The 16,580-nt window shown below is 61.2% G+C and carries 20 protein-coding genes; 12 read left to right on the forward strand and 8 right to left on the reverse strand.

Going from position 1 to position 16,580, the window contains the following annotated elements:
- Positions 1 to 118 precede the first annotated feature (118 nt).
- Positions 119 to 814 (forward strand): VOC family protein, encoded by a 696-nt coding sequence (locus IVA95_RS17830; protein ID WP_247511642.1) that lies wholly within the window; start codon positions 119 to 121, stop codon positions 812 to 814.
- A gap of 82 nt (positions 815 to 896) precedes the next feature.
- On the forward strand, positions 897 to 1,397 hold the full coding sequence (locus IVA95_RS17835) for a cupin domain-containing protein (RefSeq protein ID WP_247511643.1): 501 nt from the start codon (positions 897 to 899) through the stop codon (positions 1,395 to 1,397).
- Between the two features lie 2 nt (positions 1,398 to 1,399).
- Here the strand turns inward: IVA95_RS17835 and IVA95_RS17840 are convergent, their stop codons facing one another.
- Positions 1,400 to 2,617 carry an MFS transporter gene (locus tag IVA95_RS17840; protein WP_247511644.1) on the reverse strand — a complete coding sequence of 406 codons (1,218 nt, stop codon included), beginning with the start codon at positions 2,615 to 2,617 and terminating at the stop codon, positions 1,400 to 1,402.
- A 273-nt stretch (positions 2,618 to 2,890) separates the two neighbouring features.
- Between IVA95_RS17840 and IVA95_RS17845 the strand changes: the two genes are divergently transcribed.
- Positions 2,891 to 3,817 (forward strand): arginase family protein, encoded by a 927-nt coding sequence (locus IVA95_RS17845; RefSeq protein ID WP_247511645.1) that lies wholly within the window; start codon positions 2,891 to 2,893, stop codon positions 3,815 to 3,817.
- 59 nt (positions 3,818 to 3,876) lie between these two features.
- On the opposite strand, the gene IVA95_RS17850 is transcribed toward IVA95_RS17845, so the two are convergent.
- The 4 genes from IVA95_RS17850 to IVA95_RS17865 form a co-directional block, all read right to left on the reverse strand.
- Complete coding sequence (locus tag IVA95_RS17850; protein WP_247511646.1) at positions 3,877 to 5,325, reverse strand: carotenoid oxygenase family protein; 1,449 nt, start codon at positions 5,323 to 5,325, stop codon at positions 3,877 to 3,879.
- A 114-nt stretch (positions 5,326 to 5,439) separates the two neighbouring features.
- Positions 5,440 to 5,811, reverse strand: coding sequence for an Atu4866 domain-containing protein (locus IVA95_RS17855; RefSeq protein WP_247511647.1), 372 nt, complete (start codon positions 5,809 to 5,811; stop codon positions 5,440 to 5,442).
- A 30-nt stretch (positions 5,812 to 5,841) separates the two neighbouring features.
- The gene (locus IVA95_RS17860) at positions 5,842 to 6,234 is read right to left on the reverse strand and encodes a nuclear transport factor 2 family protein (protein ID WP_247511648.1); all 393 of its coding nucleotides are present in this window, start codon (positions 6,232 to 6,234) and stop codon (positions 5,842 to 5,844) included.
- Between the two features lie 10 nt (positions 6,235 to 6,244).
- Positions 6,245 to 7,099, reverse strand: coding sequence for an aldo/keto reductase (locus IVA95_RS17865; RefSeq protein ID WP_247511649.1), 855 nt, complete (start codon positions 7,097 to 7,099; stop codon positions 6,245 to 6,247).
- Positions 7,100 to 7,197: 98 nt separating this feature from the next.
- Between IVA95_RS17865 and IVA95_RS17870 the strand changes: the two genes are divergently transcribed.
- The 4 genes from IVA95_RS17870 to IVA95_RS17885 all read left to right on the forward strand — a co-directional run bounded on the left by IVA95_RS17870 (position 7,198) and on the right by IVA95_RS17885 (position 9,760).
- On the forward strand, positions 7,198 to 8,109 hold the full coding sequence (locus IVA95_RS17870; protein ID WP_247511650.1) for a LysR family transcriptional regulator: 912 nt from the start codon (positions 7,198 to 7,200) through the stop codon (positions 8,107 to 8,109).
- Positions 8,110 to 8,251: 142 nt separating this feature from the next.
- Positions 8,252 to 8,686, forward strand: a complete 435-nt coding sequence (locus IVA95_RS17875; protein WP_247511652.1) for an antitoxin Xre/MbcA/ParS toxin-binding domain-containing protein — start codon at positions 8,252 to 8,254, stop codon at positions 8,684 to 8,686.
- A gap of 2 nt (positions 8,687 to 8,688) precedes the next feature.
- Positions 8,689 to 9,165 (forward strand): RES domain-containing protein, encoded by a 477-nt coding sequence (locus IVA95_RS17880; protein WP_247511653.1) that lies wholly within the window; start codon positions 8,689 to 8,691, stop codon positions 9,163 to 9,165.
- A gap of 202 nt (positions 9,166 to 9,367) precedes the next feature.
- Positions 9,368 to 9,760, forward strand: coding sequence for a VOC family protein (locus IVA95_RS17885; RefSeq protein WP_247511654.1), 393 nt, complete (start codon positions 9,368 to 9,370; stop codon positions 9,758 to 9,760).
- A gap of 89 nt (positions 9,761 to 9,849) precedes the next feature.
- Here the strand turns inward: IVA95_RS17885 and IVA95_RS17890 are convergent, their stop codons facing one another.
- The gene (locus IVA95_RS17890) at positions 9,850 to 10,578 is read right to left on the reverse strand and encodes a class I SAM-dependent methyltransferase (protein ID WP_247511655.1); all 729 of its coding nucleotides are present in this window, start codon (positions 10,576 to 10,578) and stop codon (positions 9,850 to 9,852) included.
- Between the two features lie 190 nt (positions 10,579 to 10,768).
- Here IVA95_RS17890 and IVA95_RS17895 point away from each other — a divergent pair, with 190 nt between their 5' ends.
- From IVA95_RS17895 to IVA95_RS17905, 3 genes are all read left to right on the forward strand, one after another.
- Positions 10,769 to 11,119 carry a hypothetical protein gene (locus IVA95_RS17895; RefSeq protein WP_247511656.1) on the forward strand — a complete coding sequence of 117 codons (351 nt, stop codon included), beginning with the start codon at positions 10,769 to 10,771 and terminating at the stop codon, positions 11,117 to 11,119.
- Between the two features lie 963 nt (positions 11,120 to 12,082).
- Complete coding sequence (locus IVA95_RS17900; protein ID WP_247511657.1) at positions 12,083 to 12,547, forward strand: Rrf2 family transcriptional regulator; 465 nt, start codon at positions 12,083 to 12,085, stop codon at positions 12,545 to 12,547.
- Positions 12,537 to 13,238 (forward strand): class I SAM-dependent methyltransferase, encoded by a 702-nt coding sequence (locus IVA95_RS17905; protein ID WP_247511658.1) that lies wholly within the window; start codon positions 12,537 to 12,539, stop codon positions 13,236 to 13,238. The genes IVA95_RS17900 and IVA95_RS17905 overlap by 11 nt, the downstream gene beginning before the upstream one ends.
- Positions 13,239 to 13,432: 194 nt before the next feature.
- Here the strand turns inward: IVA95_RS17905 and IVA95_RS17910 are convergent, their stop codons facing one another.
- Complete coding sequence (locus IVA95_RS17910; RefSeq protein WP_247511659.1) at positions 13,433 to 13,894, reverse strand: hypothetical protein; 462 nt, start codon at positions 13,892 to 13,894, stop codon at positions 13,433 to 13,435.
- Positions 13,895 to 14,168: 274 nt separating this feature from the next.
- On the opposite strand from IVA95_RS17910, the gene IVA95_RS17915 reads away from it, so the two are divergent.
- A complete protein-coding gene (locus IVA95_RS17915; protein ID WP_247511660.1) occupies positions 14,169 to 14,627 on the forward strand; it encodes a DUF3237 domain-containing protein in 459 nt (152 codons plus the stop codon).
- Between the two features lie 264 nt (positions 14,628 to 14,891).
- Here the strand turns inward: IVA95_RS17915 and IVA95_RS17920 are convergent, their stop codons facing one another.
- Complete coding sequence (locus tag IVA95_RS17920) at positions 14,892 to 15,671, reverse strand: helix-turn-helix transcriptional regulator (protein ID WP_247511661.1); 780 nt, start codon at positions 15,669 to 15,671, stop codon at positions 14,892 to 14,894.
- Between IVA95_RS17920 and IVA95_RS17925 the strand changes: the two genes are divergently transcribed.
- Positions 15,558 to 16,370: a hypothetical protein gene (locus IVA95_RS17925; RefSeq protein ID WP_247511745.1), complete on the forward strand. Its 813-nt coding sequence runs from the start codon at positions 15,558 to 15,560 to the stop codon at positions 16,368 to 16,370. The genes IVA95_RS17920 and IVA95_RS17925 overlap by 114 nt on opposite strands.
- Positions 16,371 to 16,580: the final 210 nt, after the last annotated feature.

Genomic DNA, 16,580 nt, shown 5'->3' on the forward strand with positions numbered 1-16,580 from the left:
ATTAAATCGGAAGGCTTGACACTCGGGCTAAGCACACCTTATGTAGCGCACACGATCATATCGTACACGATACAAATGCGGGAACATTTCTCGCCACCCCAACATCAAGGAGAGAACTATGTCAGATCTCAAGGAACGCATCAGTACCACCTCTGCTGAAAGCAAGGCCGCGCCTGCTGTCGACCTGAAGCTCGAAGTCATCGTCATCCCTGTTTCCGACGTTGAACGCGCCAAGCAGTTTTACGCAAAACTCGGCTGGCGGCTCGACGCCGATTTCGCCGGCCCCGACGATTACCGCGTGATCCAGTTCACGCCGCCCGGCTCCAACGCTTCGGTTATCTTCGGCAAGAACGTCACCTCTGCCGCGCCGGGCTCAGCACAGGGTCTTTATCTGATCGTCTCGGACATCGAGGCCGCCCGCAACGAGTTGCTCGGCCGCGGTGTTGCGATCAGTGAGGCGTTTCATGCCGGCGGCGACGTGCATGTCGGTTCGGATGAGCCCTATCTGTTCGGGCGGGTCCGGCTGAGCGGCCCGGATCCGGAACGCGGCAGCTATCGCTCCTATGCCTCGTTCAGCGATCCCGACGGCAATGGCTGGCTGCTGCAGGAAGTCACCGCGCGATTGCCGGGGCGCGTCGACGCCAACGCGACGGCTTTCAATTCGTCGGCTGATCTCGCGAGCGCACTGCGCCGTGCGGCTGCCGCCCATGGAGAGTACGAGAAGCGCAATGGCGGCCAGCGCGATGAGAACTGGCCGGACTGGTACGCCGAATACATCGTCCGCGAGCAGGCCGGCCAACAGCAGGCGGCATGAGCAAGCGAAGCTGTCATCGGCGGCGGCTCGCCCAATTGAGTCCGCCGCCGATGACCGGCACAGCCAACCAAGGAGATTCACCATGCGTGCGCTATCCAACAGCCTTTCATCCATTTCGCTCCCCGCGCTCGCGCTAGCCATTACGCTTTCGGCCGGGCCGGCATCGTCGCAGACCACGCACGGCGCAGCGACCGATCGAACCACCGCTGCATCTGAGCGTCCGCGGGATGACCTCGCCGGCAAACTTGTGCGCCGCGTGATCCAGCGCGCGCCATCCTCGATTCCCAGTCGCGAGATCGTGCAGGTGGAGACGGAGATTCCGCCCGGCGTCGAATCCGGTTGGCACGTGCACCCTGGCGAAGAGGTCGGCTACATCATCGCCGGCAAGGTCGAGATGCAGGTCCAGGGCCGCCCCACCGTCATCCTGCAGGCCGGCGACGGATTCCTCATACCGCCGCGGACACCGCACAATGCTCGCGACCTCGGCCCGGAGACGGGGCGAATGTTGTCGACCTATCTCGTCGAGCAAGGCGAGCCGATTGCAACGTTCGTGCACCAGCACGCCGACAAAGCTGCGCATTGAGCTCACGCCGGCACCGGCGCGGGCGCAGCCCGCGCCGCCGGCATCGGCCGGAACGTCATCATGATCAGGAATGCGCCGAGCCCCATGATCCACGAGCCGATATAGAGCCAGGCGTAGCTGGCAAACGTGTCGTAGATCAAACCGCCGGCCAAGGGTCCCGTCGCCATGCCGAGGCTGCCGGCCATCGCGGTGCCACCGATCACGGTGCCCATCATGCGCAGCGGAAAGTTTTCGCGCACGAGAACAGCATAGAGCGGCATGGTGCCGGCGTAGAGAAAGCCGAATAGTGCGGCTACCGCATAGAACGCGGCGAGATCGCGCACGAAGACGTAACCGAGTGCGCCGAATGCCTGCGCCAGCAAGCCAAAGACGAGCACGCGCTTGGCGCCGAAGCGATCGCCGAGCAGGCCGAAGGCGATGCGGCCGCCCATCCCCGCGAGTCCCTCGATGCTGTAGATGGTGACGGCGGCAATCATCGGGATGCCACAACTGATGGCGTAGCTCACGGTATGGATGATCGGGCCCGAATGCGTGGCGCAGCAGAAGAAGTTCGTCAGCAATAGAATGACGAATTGCGGCGAGCGCAGCGCCTGCGCCAGCGTCATCTCCGGTTCTGCCGGCGCGCTTGATGGCGCGGACGCCGCGCTCTCGAGCGCCGGCGCGCGGCGTACCAGCAGCGAAACCGGAATCATGATTGCGGCAACGACGAGCGCCACGATCTGCATCGAGGTGCGCCAGTCATGATTCGAGACCAGCCAGGCGGCGAGCGGTGACATCGTCATCGGCGCCATGCCCATGCCGGCCGAAACCAGCGAAACCGCAAGGCTGCGATGGGTATCGAACCAGCCGGTCACGCAAGCCATCATCGGCGCGAAGATCGCAGCCGTGGCACCGCCGACCATTAGCCCGAAGATGAACTGAAATACGACGAGCGAGGTCGCAAGGCTTGCCAGCCCCAGGCTTGCCGCGAGTACGACCGAGCCGGTCAGCACCACCGGCAGCGGCCCCAGCCGGTCGGACAAGGTGCCCCAGACCATGCTGGTGAAGGCCATCGCGAGGAAACCGATCGTCATCGCACTGGATACGCCGGTCACCGACCAGCCGGTATCCCGCGCGATCGGCTGCAAAAACACCGGCAGCGAAAACATGCCCCCGATTGCGACACAGCCAAGCAAGCCTCCGGCCGCGACAATCACCCAGCGATAGTGAGAATTGGTCATTTCTGATCTCCTGACAGCCTCTTCGGCTGGAAGACGAACGGGACGGGTCTCAGCCGACAGGACGCGGGCCGCCCCGGCTCACTTTTTTGCGAGCGAGGCAGATCGTTCCGCGGGGTGCATCTGGGCTTCCTATGTTATCGCTTACCCGCGAGCGCCCTGCGGAACATGATGGACGTTTGTCAGTTCAACGGGTGATTTCTTGCGACAAGGATAGGCTCTCCATTTATCTGTGACGGAGCTACGTCCAAGCTCAAAACGTCCGGAGAAGGCACCGTGCGAGCTACGAGCAACCGCCTAACCGTTATCGGAGCGCCGACGAGCGCCGGGGCATATGCCCCTGGCCAGGAGAAAGCACCCGAAGCATTTCGACGCCATGGATTGATTCCCGCCTTGGAGCGGGTCGGATGGCAAGTTCGTGATATGGGCGACATTTCCTATTTTCGTTGGCGTCCGGACCCCGGCAATCCGAATTCAATGAACCTGGGAGCCGTGCGTGAAGCCGCGGGAGCCGTCTCCCGGCACGTCGCGCGCGCTATGGTGGATGGAGAGGCGGCGCTCGTCCTTGGCGGTGACTGCACCATCGAGCTAGGAGTCGTTGCCGGCACGCTGACCGACGATGCTTCAGTTGGATTGATCTATATCGATGGTGACGCAGATCTCAACGTGCCAGAAACCGCCGAAGGTTCACTTGACTGGACTGGCATCGCCCACATGCTTGACCTGCCCGGCGCGCTTCCTGACCTGAGCGGTCTTGCGTCGAGACGGCCAATGCTTCGTCCGTCCGAGGTGTTGCTATTCGGCGCTCATGAGGTCACAGCGCCCGAGTCAAGAACGATCGCCATCAATGACATTAGACACATTGTCCTGGCGGAGATCAAAGCAGACCCGGTGGCTGCAGCCGAACAGGCAAGGGCTTGGGGACGCCGGTTTGATCGCCTGCTCGTTCATATCGACATTGATGTGCTTGCGTTCACGTCGTTTCCGATTGCCGAGAACGTCCGCTACGGAGCGCGCGGTACCGGTCTCGAGTTGGAGGAGCTTGGCAAAATACTTGATGTCCTCCTGGCTGCACCGAACTGGCGCGGACTCACTATAGCCGAGTTGAATCCAGATCACGCACCTGATGAGACCGCCGCATTTGGCAGCCTCATTGCTATGCTGACGCAGGCCCTCGCACCCGTTGCAGCCGCCGATAGGTAGGAACTGGGCGGTCGGACTACGTGCCAGGCCGCCGCGTGCACCCCGAGCCCCTAAGCTTTTCAGCGGTGAGCATTTCGCAACGACAATCCACCATTGCTGGTTGGGAAGAAATTGCCGTGGAAGCCAAAAGGAATTTGGTGGGGGCACTCCGCTCGAGCGATCTCGGTCATGCGAGTTGCATCGAGAACGAGGAGAAATGACCTGTCGTTCCGCCCGTCCAGAACAACCGAAAGCAACACACCCTCAGCTTCGTTGGCAGCGTCCGGGGCAGCGACGAACACCGGCTCTCCCGGATAGCATCCGGGCTCTGCCCACACAGTGCACTCACCCGTCTCAATGTCGATCCGGACAAGGCTGTCGAGAAAATTCCCCGGCTGTCGATTTCCCGTGCCCCAGACCACACGGTAGGACTCTCCCGCGACCCTGCCATAGTCGATCCGCGGCAGTTCGATGGCGGTGGTGGTGATCTGATGTTTCCGCGCCGCGCGATCTGCGGTGCCGAGCGGAACAACATAGCGAGAGAGAGACCCCACCGCGTCGACCGGCTTGCCAGCGCGCAGACGCGAGAGGTAGAGTTGATCGATGATACCCGGGTCGGGGTAAGTAACGAGGTCGAGCACGAGTTCGCCGCCTCGCTCATAGGCATTGACATGATGAAAGGCGAAGGCCGCTTCGGCTTCCGCTGTTGCGATCCGTCGGCCACTGTCCTTCTCGACGACCTGGAAGCGCAGCCCGCGCTCCGGTTGCCACCGATAGTTTCTGATGAACGGCTCGCCGCTCAGGAGCAACCGCAGCGGGCTGACCACCAGCGGAAACTCCGCCAGGATGAGATAGCGCTCCGTCATCGCGAAGCTGTGCATGTAGGCGGGCCGATCCACCGGCAATTCGGCGATCATGGTTTCAGCGCCGTCCTCATCCGCCACGCGAAACAGCCGGTACCGACTTCGCCGGCCGAATTCCACCACATAACTGAACTGGCAGCGACGAGTTGCGTCATGGTGCGGATGAGCAATCGAGATCTGGCCTCCGAGCTGCTTGCTGTATTCATAATGCCCCAGCGTTTCGAGAGTTTCGGAATCGAAACGCACCGGCAGGGTCGTTTCTGTGAGCGCCACTAACGATCCACCAAGAGCGTTGACGCTGACATTGCAATTGTCGGTCGGCTTATCGAAAAATCTGGAGAGCACTCTGCCGAACAGCGTCCGACAGGGGTCGCTTGCGAACTCGCCGCGGCTCAAGCGGCCGGATCGTCGCTGTTCCCGATAGTTCGCCGAACGGATGAACCGGTTCGCATACGAGACCTTGCCGTCGACGAAGGCAAACCGGTGCAGCATAGCGAGGCCGTCGAACCAGTGGTTCACGGTTTGCCTGCCGAGGTCGAATTTGGCCGGCGCTGTGCGGAGCAGCGCGCCAGATAGCCATCTCGGTACGCTGCCGACGACGGGAAGGCTCTCGACCGCAACCTCGCGGTCGAGATCAGCAAAGCCTTTGGCGAACATGGCGGTCATGGCGATATCCGGGTCCACCGGCTAACGCACGGGCGCGCGATTTGGTCCCGCGCTCGATCAATTGCTGCCGAGAAAGATTTAGGGCTGCGGCGACTCCATTGGAGGCAAGCGATACTACTGGCGGCGAAAGATCATCCCACCATGATGGAGCGTATCCTTGTCGACGAACCTGCCGTCGGCGGTAAAGCCGGTGTCGTCCCAGTAGTCGATGTGATCGCCCTTGATCTCGTAGCGCCCCTGGTAGGCACTCTTGCGCGTGCCGCGGGCTTCGTCGTAGCGGCCGTTCGGAAGAAGCTCGTGGCGAATGTGGCCGCCATCGGTCGCCCACATGCCAACATAGGGATGCCGCGTCATTGCTTTCTCCATGGATTGCTGTTCGGGTTTACTGGCTGGTGCGGCCTCGCCGGAAGCGACAGCCGCCGATGGTCCGAGGACAAAAACGAATCCCAGGATCAGCGCACCTGCGATGGCCGGACGACAGGTCATCTCGTTTTCCTCCAAATGATCGGCCGACGTTTACTGCTGAGGCGCGGGAATGCGCCGCAGAACATCTTCGTACGGCGCGAGGTCGAGATAGGCCGTCACATCCGTTGCTTTTCCGTCGTGCATGCGGAAGATCCAGGCATAGCTGTTGCTATAGCCCCTGCCGTCGCGGGCAATCCCGCTCCCCTCCCAGTGAGCGATCACATGATCGCCATCGGCAAAGACCCGCACGGCTGTAGGGCGGACAGGCGTGGATAATCTCGCCGCGAATGGACGGACGGCTCGCTCCAGAAAGGCCTCACGCCCCTCGAACTCCCCGGCCCCTGGACTCGATCCTTTGATCCTCCAGACGACATTCTCGGCGAGCACGTCGTCGAAGAAGGACGTTCCGCCCGCCGCCCAGCGATGAAAGGCTTCGGTGACCACGCGCTTGTTGTCATCTTCCGCCGTACTCGTCTGACCACAGGGGGGCAGCCGTGGTCAGGCTGGAAGCGGTGAACATTGCGGCGCACAGGCACCATGCGAGTGCGCGAGTTGCCAGGGCTCTCATAATTTCTCCTTTACCCTTGCGCGTCGGTGAGATGCTTGCCTCGCGCGAGTCCGCGATATCCGACCGCGCGTACTTGCCGGTCAATACGCCGCCGCCGAGCGGCGACCAGGGCAGCACGCCCATGCCGAGCGCTTCCGCCATCGGAATGAGCTCGTGCTCGACCGTGCGCTCGACCAGGCTGTATTCGATCTGCAGCGCCACGAAAGCTGACCAGCCGCGGAGATCGGCGATTGTCTGCATCTGGGAAATACGCCAGGCCGGCGTATTGCAGATGCCGACGTAGTGGATCTTGCCCGATCGCACCAGATCGTCGAGCCCCCGCATCACCTCATCGCACTGCGTGGTCATGTCCCAGCCGTGCAGGTAGAGCAAGTCGATGCGGTCGGTGTTGAGTTGCCGCAGGCTCTGCTCCACCGATCGCAGCATATTGAGCCGGTGGTTGCCTCCCGAGTTGGGGTTGCCCGGTTCGCGCGCCATGGTGAATTTGGTCGCGAGCACGATATGGTCGCGCTTGTCCTTGATGAACTCGCCGACGATACGCTCGGAGGCGCCGTCGGTGTAGTTCACGGCGGTATCGACGAAGTTGCCACCGCGATCGACGTAAAGATCGAAAATCCGACGTGCCTCGCCCGCATCGGCGCCCCAGCCCCAATCCGGACCAAAGGTCATCGTGCCGAGCGCGATCGGGGATACCCGCAGTCCGGACCGTCCCAGCAGACGGTAATGATCCAGGGATGTCATTGTCGGTGCCTCCAACTTCTGTCGGGACGCACATACGACGCCGCTATAGGTGAAACAATTTGCTCAATCGTGACCAGCTTGGTAAATTTAGCTAACCAATGACGGCAGACCTGAACCTCGTTTCGGTGTTCCTGGCGGTCGCCGATGCGAAAAGCTTTCGCGGCGCGGCCGAGCGGCTGGGCGTGACCCGCTCGGCGGTGAGCCAGGCAATCCGGCGAATGGAAGACCGGATGGGCGTGGCGCTGCTGCAGCGGACAACGCGCAGCGTCAGCCTCACCGAGGCCGGCGTGCGACTGCACCAGCGCGTCGCGCCAGCCATTGCGGAAATCGAGCTCGCGCTCGACACCGCGCAGGATCGCGACGCCAAGCCGACAGGACAGCTACGGCTCGCGGTTTCCTCGATCGCCGAGCGCTTCATCTGCGGGCCGCTGCTTGCGGGTTTTACGCACGCTTATCCAGCCGTGCAGATCGACATCACCGTCACCGACGAAGAGTTCGATATCGTCGCCGAGGGCTACGATGCCGGCGTTCGCCTTGGCGAAGTGATCGAAAGGGACATGATCGCCGTGCCGGTTTCGGGCGACCAGCGCCAGATGGTCGTCGCTGCACCGTCGTATCTGACGCGCTTTGGCGCGCCCACGCACCCGACCGAGCTTGCGCAGCACTGTTGCATCGGCTGGCGTCCGGCGCCTGCCGTGGCGCCCTATCGCTGGGAGTTCGAGGAAGACGGCCGCGAGTTCGACGTCGCCGTCAATCCCAGGATCACGACCAATGATATGTGGGTCATGGTGCGGACCGCTTGCGCCGGCGGCGGCCTGACGTTCGGCATGGAGGAGACGTTCAGGCCCTACATCGAGCGCGGCGAACTGGTGCCGCTGCTGGAGCAGTATTGCCCGCCCTTTCAGGGCTTTTTTCTCTATTTCGCGGACCGAAGAAATCTGCCGCCAAAGCTGCGCGCACTGATCGACCACGTGCGATATCGCCCTGCTTCAGGTGGTCGAAAGAAATAGGCCGAGGGCGCAATAGCTGAGCGCATTGCGCCGACCAGCCCCTTGGCGGAACACGCTGCACTCTTGGCGCGCCTCGCCTGTACGCGACTTGACTAAGTCTCATCTGAGGCATACTTTTGTCTCATCTGATTTGGAGATTTCCGTGAGCCATCAAGCCGCGATCCTGGCCGGTCTGCTCGGCGTCAAGCCGAAGAACACAGAGACGACGCTTACCCTCGCCCGTTCCGTAGAGAAGGGTCTGCCGGTATCGGCGTTGGACAAATTCGCCGGCCGCGTATCCCCGCAGAACGTTCGTGACTTCACCTATCGTGTGGTGCCGAAGCCGACGCTGGAACGGCGCCGCAAGGAAAAGCAGCATCTGACGACCGAAGAGAGCGACCGGCTGGCGCGTGTCGCAAAAGTATTTGCCTTCGGCCTCGAAGTGTTTCGCGACGAGGCCAAGGTGCGCGATTTTCTCAACCGGCGGCATCCGATGCTTGAAGGCAAGACCCCGCTTGAACTGGCCTTGGCAACCGGCCCCGGGGCGGACGCTGTCGTCAACCTGCTAGGGCGTACAGCCTATAGCGGCGGCGTCTAGGCGTGCCGAAGAGCGATCGTGTCCTGACATGCTATCGCATCGGGGACCCGGCCGGCGCCTACCCCGTGTACGATGCCGAGGGATCGCGCCTCTATCCGGGCCGGTGGAATACGCACACCAGCCCGATGATCTACGCGTCCGAGCACTATTCCACTGCCATGCTCGAGAAGCTGGTGCATGCCAATCTGGTGATGCCCGCCAACCAGCACTTTATCGAGATCACGATACCGAACGGCGTCTCATACGAGATCTTCCAGACCGCAGCGCATCCCGGCTGGGATTCACGCAACGAAACCATCTGCAAGAGCTTCGGCCAGAAATGGTGCGAGGGGAAGCGTTCGGCGCTCCTGATCGTCCCCTCGATCCCGGCGCGGCTGGAGCGCAATTTTCTGATCAACCCGGCCCATCCCGATGCCAGGAACATCACGCACCCCCTGCCCGAGCCGGTGTGGTGGGACGAACGGCTTTATGGGCGGTAATTGGAAGGGCTGCCACCCTGCTCCTTGACCTTCAATAATCCAAGAGACGGAGAGCCGGCATGCAGGTCGCCGAATGGCGGGAATACCCTGCGCTATTGCACCTACGGGCTGTCGTTTCATCAATGGAACGATACAACCTGCGCGCCAGTTAACCAGCTCCACGTCGGAAAACGATGAAGCTGTTCCAGCCTGGAAGATCGCCATGGCCATCCACTTCAATCATACGATCCTCTCGACCCGCGATAGCAAGGCATCGGCAACATTCCTGGCCGAGATGCTCGGTCTGCCGGCGCCGCGGCGGTGGGGGCCATTTTATATGGTCACCACCGAAAACGGCGCCAATCTCGACTACATGGATGTCGACGGCGACATTACTCCGCAGCACTATGCATTTCTGACCAGCGAAAGCGAGTTTGACGAGATCTTCGGCCGCATCCGGGAAAGGCAGCTTACCTACTGGGCCGACCCTGGACAGACGCAACCGGGCAAGATCAACCACCACGACGGCGGGCGTGGCATCTACTTCAAGGAGAAGAACGGACACCTTATTGAAATTATTACCCGCGAGTATGGTAGCGGCGGCTGGAATCCCTGACGGCGCGGCTGCCTGCGCTCTACCTGCGCCAAGCGCTTTCATAGCGACAGACTTCGAGACCGAAATCATCCGGTCGCGCTTTCATGCCGTCAATGTGTCGGCGTGACCTTGCGGCCGGCGACGCCCGTCGCGCAGCCAAAGAAATATTTTGAGAACTTCACCTCTAGGCCGTGGGCGCGCAGCATGGCTGCGATCTCGGCGGCACTGCCGAAGTTGATGCTGTAAGTACCGATCATCGCAAAATCCTGCGCGCCGCGGAGAAAGATACGCTCGATGAGCGGCAAGATCACCCTGAGATGAAACACGTAGAGCGGCCGAAGCCACCACCCTTTCGGGTCCGACGCCTCGATCATGGAGAAGACGCCTCCGGGTTTCAGCACGCGCGCGATCAAGGCGGCCAGTCGCGCATGCTGCTCGGGGTTGAACGTCTTCAAGCCGAACGTGGAGATGACGAAGTCCGCGCTCTCCGACGGCAGGTCGCTTGCCAGCACGTCATCCTCGATGAATTCGATTCGGTGGGCACGGTGGGCGTGAAGTCGCGCCAGGGCGCGACGGTGCATACCGGAGGAGATATCGACGGCGGTGATCGCGCCGATATCGTCAAAGCGCTTCAACAGATGAGGCCAGACCTCGCCGGTTCCTGCCATCAGATCGTAACCGCGAGTGCCGCCCCCTTGAACCACCGGCATCGCCGCCGCGCATTGCTTGCGCCAGCGCTCGGTGAAGCCGAACGAGCAGATCAGGCTGAAGGTAATGTAGCGATCCGAGCAGCGATCGAACACGGCCTTCACGAACTGCGGGTCATAGATATCGCCCATTCCGCCTTATGCCCCCTGCTCCCGATCAATTATCCCGAGCGGCTTTGACCTTACGCCATTGCCACCGGCGAAGAGAGCCTCCCCATTAAGATTACGCCTTAACCAATAATTAATTATGTCTTTGCGGGCACGAAAGGCTCAGCTTAGCGTTTTGGGAATGCTGCTCAGTAACCTACGATGGGTGAGTGCCATGACCTATAGAACGACGTTCATTGCGTCTCTCAGTGCAGTCGCGCTTGTCCTTGCCGCGGGCCAGGCATTTGCCGATCCGACCGTGGCGCGCGGCGCAGGCGTTGCGCCGTCGCGTCCGGCTTTCCCGGCATTCCCCAAATCGGGGCATCATCACCATCATCACCGGGGAGTAAGCGGTTTCTGGCCGACCGGCGGCGTCGTCTATGGTCTGTCGGATGAGGTCGAGCGACCGGTCGTCGTGGAGACTCCGCCCCTCAAAACATCCGACGATATCCGCTTCACGTGCGTGTACGATATCCCCTGGGATTACGTGCATCGGTGTCCGCAATTTAATACGCCTCGGCAGTAAGGTTTGAGGGGGCGTAGGACGCGACAGCCTTGCTAAATCACAAGTCCCTCATGGTGAGGAGCGCGAACCGCGTCTCGAACCATGAAGGCCCGTCTGTGGCCTACATCCTTCGAGACGCCCGCTCTGCGGGCTCCTCAGGATGAGGGGCTTGAGCAGCTAGCGCGGCAGCCATAGCGCAGGGCATTGCGACGGGTACATCCGGCCTTGCGGGAGCCGATTCCGCCTGTGAGATCTACGTTTCAAACAGCAAGGGTATGAGTCCGCATTCTCGCGGCGAGAAGCGCCCGAGCTTTGTGTCATCGAAAGACCCTCTGCATGAGTAGATGGCGCAGGGAAGACCGGGTGCTTGCCGCACCCGCGTCTCGTGTGCAAAGTGCGCAACAGGAAACGCACACGAGCATACAGGTACAGCGGAAACACTCCGGCCTTCCCTGCGCAATGGCTTTACGGCTTACTTCGTGCTCTTCCCGGAGAACGGCTCTTTTGCCTCATCCCCGAGAAGCTTCGCTTCTCTAGGACTTAACGCCAGCACCGCGGCGCCCGAACCACACGACTTCGCCGTACGCTTCCGGCGCGTGCGTCTAGCGCGCATTCAGCGTCCACCGCATCTCACCGCACGTTCGTGACGATGTCCAACGCCCCTCATCTGCCGTGAGACGGGCGGAGTTATGGGACTGATTTGGGTGAGAACGAAAGCGGAATATTCTTGATTCCCGGGCTTGACACGATTTCGGAAAATCAGAAGTGATTTGCCTATCATGCCGATTTGTCGCACTCGATGTGCAAACTTCGTCCTCGTGAGCCAACGGGCCGCGCGAATGCGCGCCCGATGACAGGCTCCGCGAAGCAGTCCATAACGCCGCTGATAGAAAACGTGCCATTCCTCCCATCGCTTCAACGGGACGTCATCCAATCATTTGCCGCAGCTTGACCGGCCGCTAATCATGTAATATCATTAGTTACATGAGAAGAGACAGTCGATTGTCAGGCGTGTTGCACGTACTGCTCCACATGGCCGAGCAGAAAGAGCCGGTGACGTCGGAAGCGCTGGCGAAGGCCATGGATACCAATGCGGTGGTGATACGGCGGGTCATGTCCGGGCTGCGAGATCATGGCCATGTGCGATCGGAGAAAGGGCATGGCGGTGGATGGACCCTCGCCCGCGACCTCGCGACGATTTCGCTGCGGGACGTCTATGAGGCGCTCGGCCAACCGTCGCTGTTCGCCGTAGGAAACAGAACAGAATCGCCCGGCTGTCTTGTTGAGCAGGCCGTGAACGCCGCGCTCGACCAGGCATTCGACGATGCGGAGGCGTTGCTGCTGGCGCGTCTGGCAGATGTGACGCTCGCGATGGTGAGCGCCGACTTTCAAAAGCGTCTGGGTGACCGGCGCAACCGTCATCGTCTGGATATTGTTCATGCATCATGATGAGGCAGCCCCAGCATTGCTGGCCCACTTCTCCGATCCCGCGGCGGTGACGCGCTACGCGGAAGGGCCACCACGCTTCGTTCCCGGCTTTGCGGACCTTCACCGCATGACCCGCATCTTGTTGGCGGAGCAGGCTGCGCAAGACGCGCTTGTGTTGGTGCTCGGCGCCGGTGGCGGTCTAGAATTGAAGGCATTGGCAGAGGCGGAGCATCGCTGGCGTTTCGTTGGCATCGATCCCGCCGCCGAGATGCTGAAGCTGGCCGAGCAGACGCTGGGGCAGTTCAATGCGCGGGTGCAGTTACAGCAGGGCTATGTCGATGATGCGCCCGATGGGCCGTTCGATGCCGCCACATGCCTGCTCACGCTGCATTTCCTCGACGTCGACGAACGGCGGCGGACCGCACGGGAAATCCACCGCCGCCTTCGACCCGGCGCGCCTTTTGTAGCCGCCCATTCCAGTTTTCCGCAAGCTGACGGCGAGCGCGCGCGATGGCTATCCCGCTATGCCGCCTATGCGATAGCTTCCGGCGCCGATCCAAACCAGGCCAACAATGCGCGTGCTGCCGTCGAGGCCCACCTGAGCCTGCTCAGCCCGGAACACGACGCGCAAATTCTGCGTGAGGCCGGCTTCAGGGATGTCGAGTTGTTCTTCGCCGCGTTTACCTGGCGCGGCTGGGTTGGCTACGCCTGAAGCGGGCACTTGGCAGAAGCGAAGTGCGGACGCCGGTCATCGCAATAAGATTGGTGCACTGTCACCGTAATTCTTCACCTCATTGATGATCCGCGTCGCCGTCGCGCCGAGGAAGCTCGTGTCGAAGGGATAGAAGTCGAGATCGTGCGGTGGATTGCGCCTCCGGCTAATCCACCCAACGCGCTGTGTTCCGGTCAGCCCTCTACAGCGTTCTCATGAACCCCGCTGCCGCGAAGCCCCCAGAGGATCAGCGAAAAGGATATGATTCCCGTCGGGGCGGCTGGGTACATGACGAGTTGGATCAGCATCTCCTGAGCGTCGCTCCCACGAGCGCCGGCCGCCGCGATCGGAATGATCGAACCACCGGCCCCCAAGAGGGCCGCGATCACGAAACCGGCGATCGTTGCAACCGCGGAATAGATGAGAAGCCAGAATGCCAGCCGTGACGGCGTCGATGTCAGCTTCAGCTTCGGCCAGACCAGGCCCAAGGCCACAAGCAATACTCCGGTGAATCCGCTGAGCGTGTGAACCGAACGGCCGAGATTTGGTGCGGCGAAATACGGCACCGCAAATCCCTGGAAGCTCGTGAAGAGGAACAAGGCTACGCCGATCTGAATCAGCCGGTGCCCTTGGACGGCCAGTGCTGTCGCGCTCATCCGTTGCTCCTTTTCAGTTGTGGTCGTGATCGCCAGCGTAATCGGCTATCGCTCCCCTCCTCGGCGAGGAGCAGATAGGGCTGAAAAGCGGATATCGAAAGATGGATACCCGCCGATTGGACGTAACGCGAGGACGTGCATGAAACGCGTCTTGATCCCTGGCATGTCTGGAACCGAAATCCTCAGTGATCCCGACCAGCCAGGCAGACCTTCGCCGGGAACGGCACGCCTGCGCCACGGTTGACCGATATTGCCGAAGACGAAGGCCGATCCAATGGCTGGTCTTGAATTCGAGATGACCTATCGTCTGCGCGTGCGCGGTCCGATGCCGGCGACGCAAGGCTCGTCCGTCGGCGAGCACATCTACTGGGAGATGAGCGAGGGCACACTGGAAGGCCCGCGCATCAAGGCGCGTATCGCGATGCCGGGCGGTGATTGGTACCGGCCGGGCGCGGATGGCTTTGGCCGGCCCGATGTTCGCGTCCAATTCATCACAGATGACGACGCGGTTATTCTGCTGCACTACACCGGCCTCGTGCAGATGAATGACGCATTCACCAAGGCCGCCGAGGCGGCCAACACCACGCGCTTTGAAGATCACTACATGCGGATGGCGATGCGCTTCGATGCCGGCGCATCGAAGTACGCGTGGCTCAACCAGCATCTGTTTGTGGCCGAGGGCCGTCTCACCGGCAAAAACCAGATCGAGTACCGCATTTACCGCGTCACCTGATTGCTGCGCCTTTGCGAGGTTTATCGAGTGCGTCGGGCGGGTTAGCGAACGCGTAACCCGCCATCACGAACACAGCTCAATGAGAAGATGTAGCGAAGGCCTGCGCATCGGCAATCCGTTTCGGGGGTTAGCTCGTTGGCCGACAGCGCAGCGCCTTGCGCCGCCCGACACCCGATTGGCGGAATACGCTGCGCTATTCCGCCCTACCGGCTGAGTTTGTGCACTGTCACCGCAATTCTGTTCTGCAATGCCCTGCGAGCCGTGTCAGGCTACCAACTCGCGAATACCGCTGGGCGTGATGTTTGGCGGGGGCTGCTCCTGCACCATGCTTTTAGTAACCTCAATAGTCCTAGCATCGGCTGGGAAGAGCATTTCCAAAGCGAGCTCAGCCAGCGTCACATCATTGGGTGTGCCGAAAACGGTCACGGTATTCAGGAATGACACCGTGCCCAGGCGTGTAGCGATACGAAGTGGTGTTGCGAGACGCTGCGAAGCCTCCAAGCCTCCCGAGGGCTCGGAATTGGGCGGAACAGGGTAGGCCGCTATTTCTACATGCAATCTCTGAATAACCGGATCGGCCCGCGTGTCGATCTGTTGGCGAAGGACGCTCAGAGAGTGCGCGCGCCATTCCACGAAATTCAGGATGCGCGGACCCATTCCGGACGGATGCAGGAGGAGACGCATGGCGTTGACCGGGGTGCGCAAGAGCTCCGCCGAACAGCCTTCGTAAAGCTGTGGAAGCGCCGCATTCGACAGTATCACGTTCCAGTGCCGATCGACCGCGAAGGCCGGGTACGGCCGATGAGCCATCAGCACACGATCAATGGCGCTCTTTGCCGGCTCCAATTCCGTGAGCGCGCGCTCCTCGAAGGCGGGGGCAAAGCCCGCGGCGAGAAGCAGCTTGTTCTGATCGCGAAGCGGCAGATCCAAATGTTCGGCAAGTCGCAGGATCATTTCACGACTGGGCTGCGACCTGCCAGTCTCAAGACAGGACAGATGCCTGGTCGAGCTCTCCGCTGCGTGCGCGAGGTCGGCCTGCGTCATGCGGCGCCGCTCGCGCCAACGCCGGAGAAGGATACCGAAAGGGAGCTGATAGGCACTCATCGCGCGAGCCTAGCGCCCGAGCCGGCTGTTCTCAATGACCTCAGAGGTCAAGTTGGCTGCGCAGAACTGCTGTTTTTTGACCTGTGGGGTCATCGATTTCGGCCGACGCTCACGCGAATGCTGGCGCGGGGCTTTGGTTCGAACTCAAACCGCGAAACTTCGAGGTGGAACATGCCCAGGATTGATTACTACCTGCTCGCATTTCTGATGAGCGCAGTGCTTGCGATCCCTGCTCTCGCTCAGAACGCCAGATCGCCAATTGGAGAAAAAGCGATGCTCGACCCACAGACGCTAGCCGATCGATACGTTGCCGTATGGAATGAAGCCGACGAGCAGCGAAGGCGCGACGCCATATCAGCGCTTTGGGTGCCAAATGGCCAGCACTTCGTCGAAGGCCGGCAGGCCCGGGGATATGACGAGCTGGAAAAGCGGGTCCGGGGATCCCATGAAAGAAATGTCAGGGATAACGGCAACATATTTCGCGCGGCGCCCGGAGCCCGCCGTCTGCACGACGTCATCACGTTCCATTGGGAGATGCTATCCGCCAATGGTGACACAGTCCTAGTCAGGGGATTGGAGTTTCTGATCATCGACGACGAAGGCCGGATCATCATCGATTATCAGTTCTTCCCGGCTTAGGGCATGATCCGGAAAAGACAGAGCGGGATGACTATTCGAAGAAAAACCATCCCGCTCTGGTCACGCCCCCTACTCCCATTCAATCGTCCCCGGCTCTGTGAGCCCGTTGTCGGCCATTGCCGGTCTGGCTGGCAACTGCCAAAAAAGTACCATCACTCTGATCCTGCCAGATCGATTTCACGCACCCCATATCGTCGCTCCCCTTCGCGC

Source organism: Bradyrhizobium sp. 157 (assembly GCF_023073815.1).
Classification (GTDB): domain Bacteria; phylum Pseudomonadota; class Alphaproteobacteria; order Rhizobiales; family Xanthobacteraceae; genus Bradyrhizobium.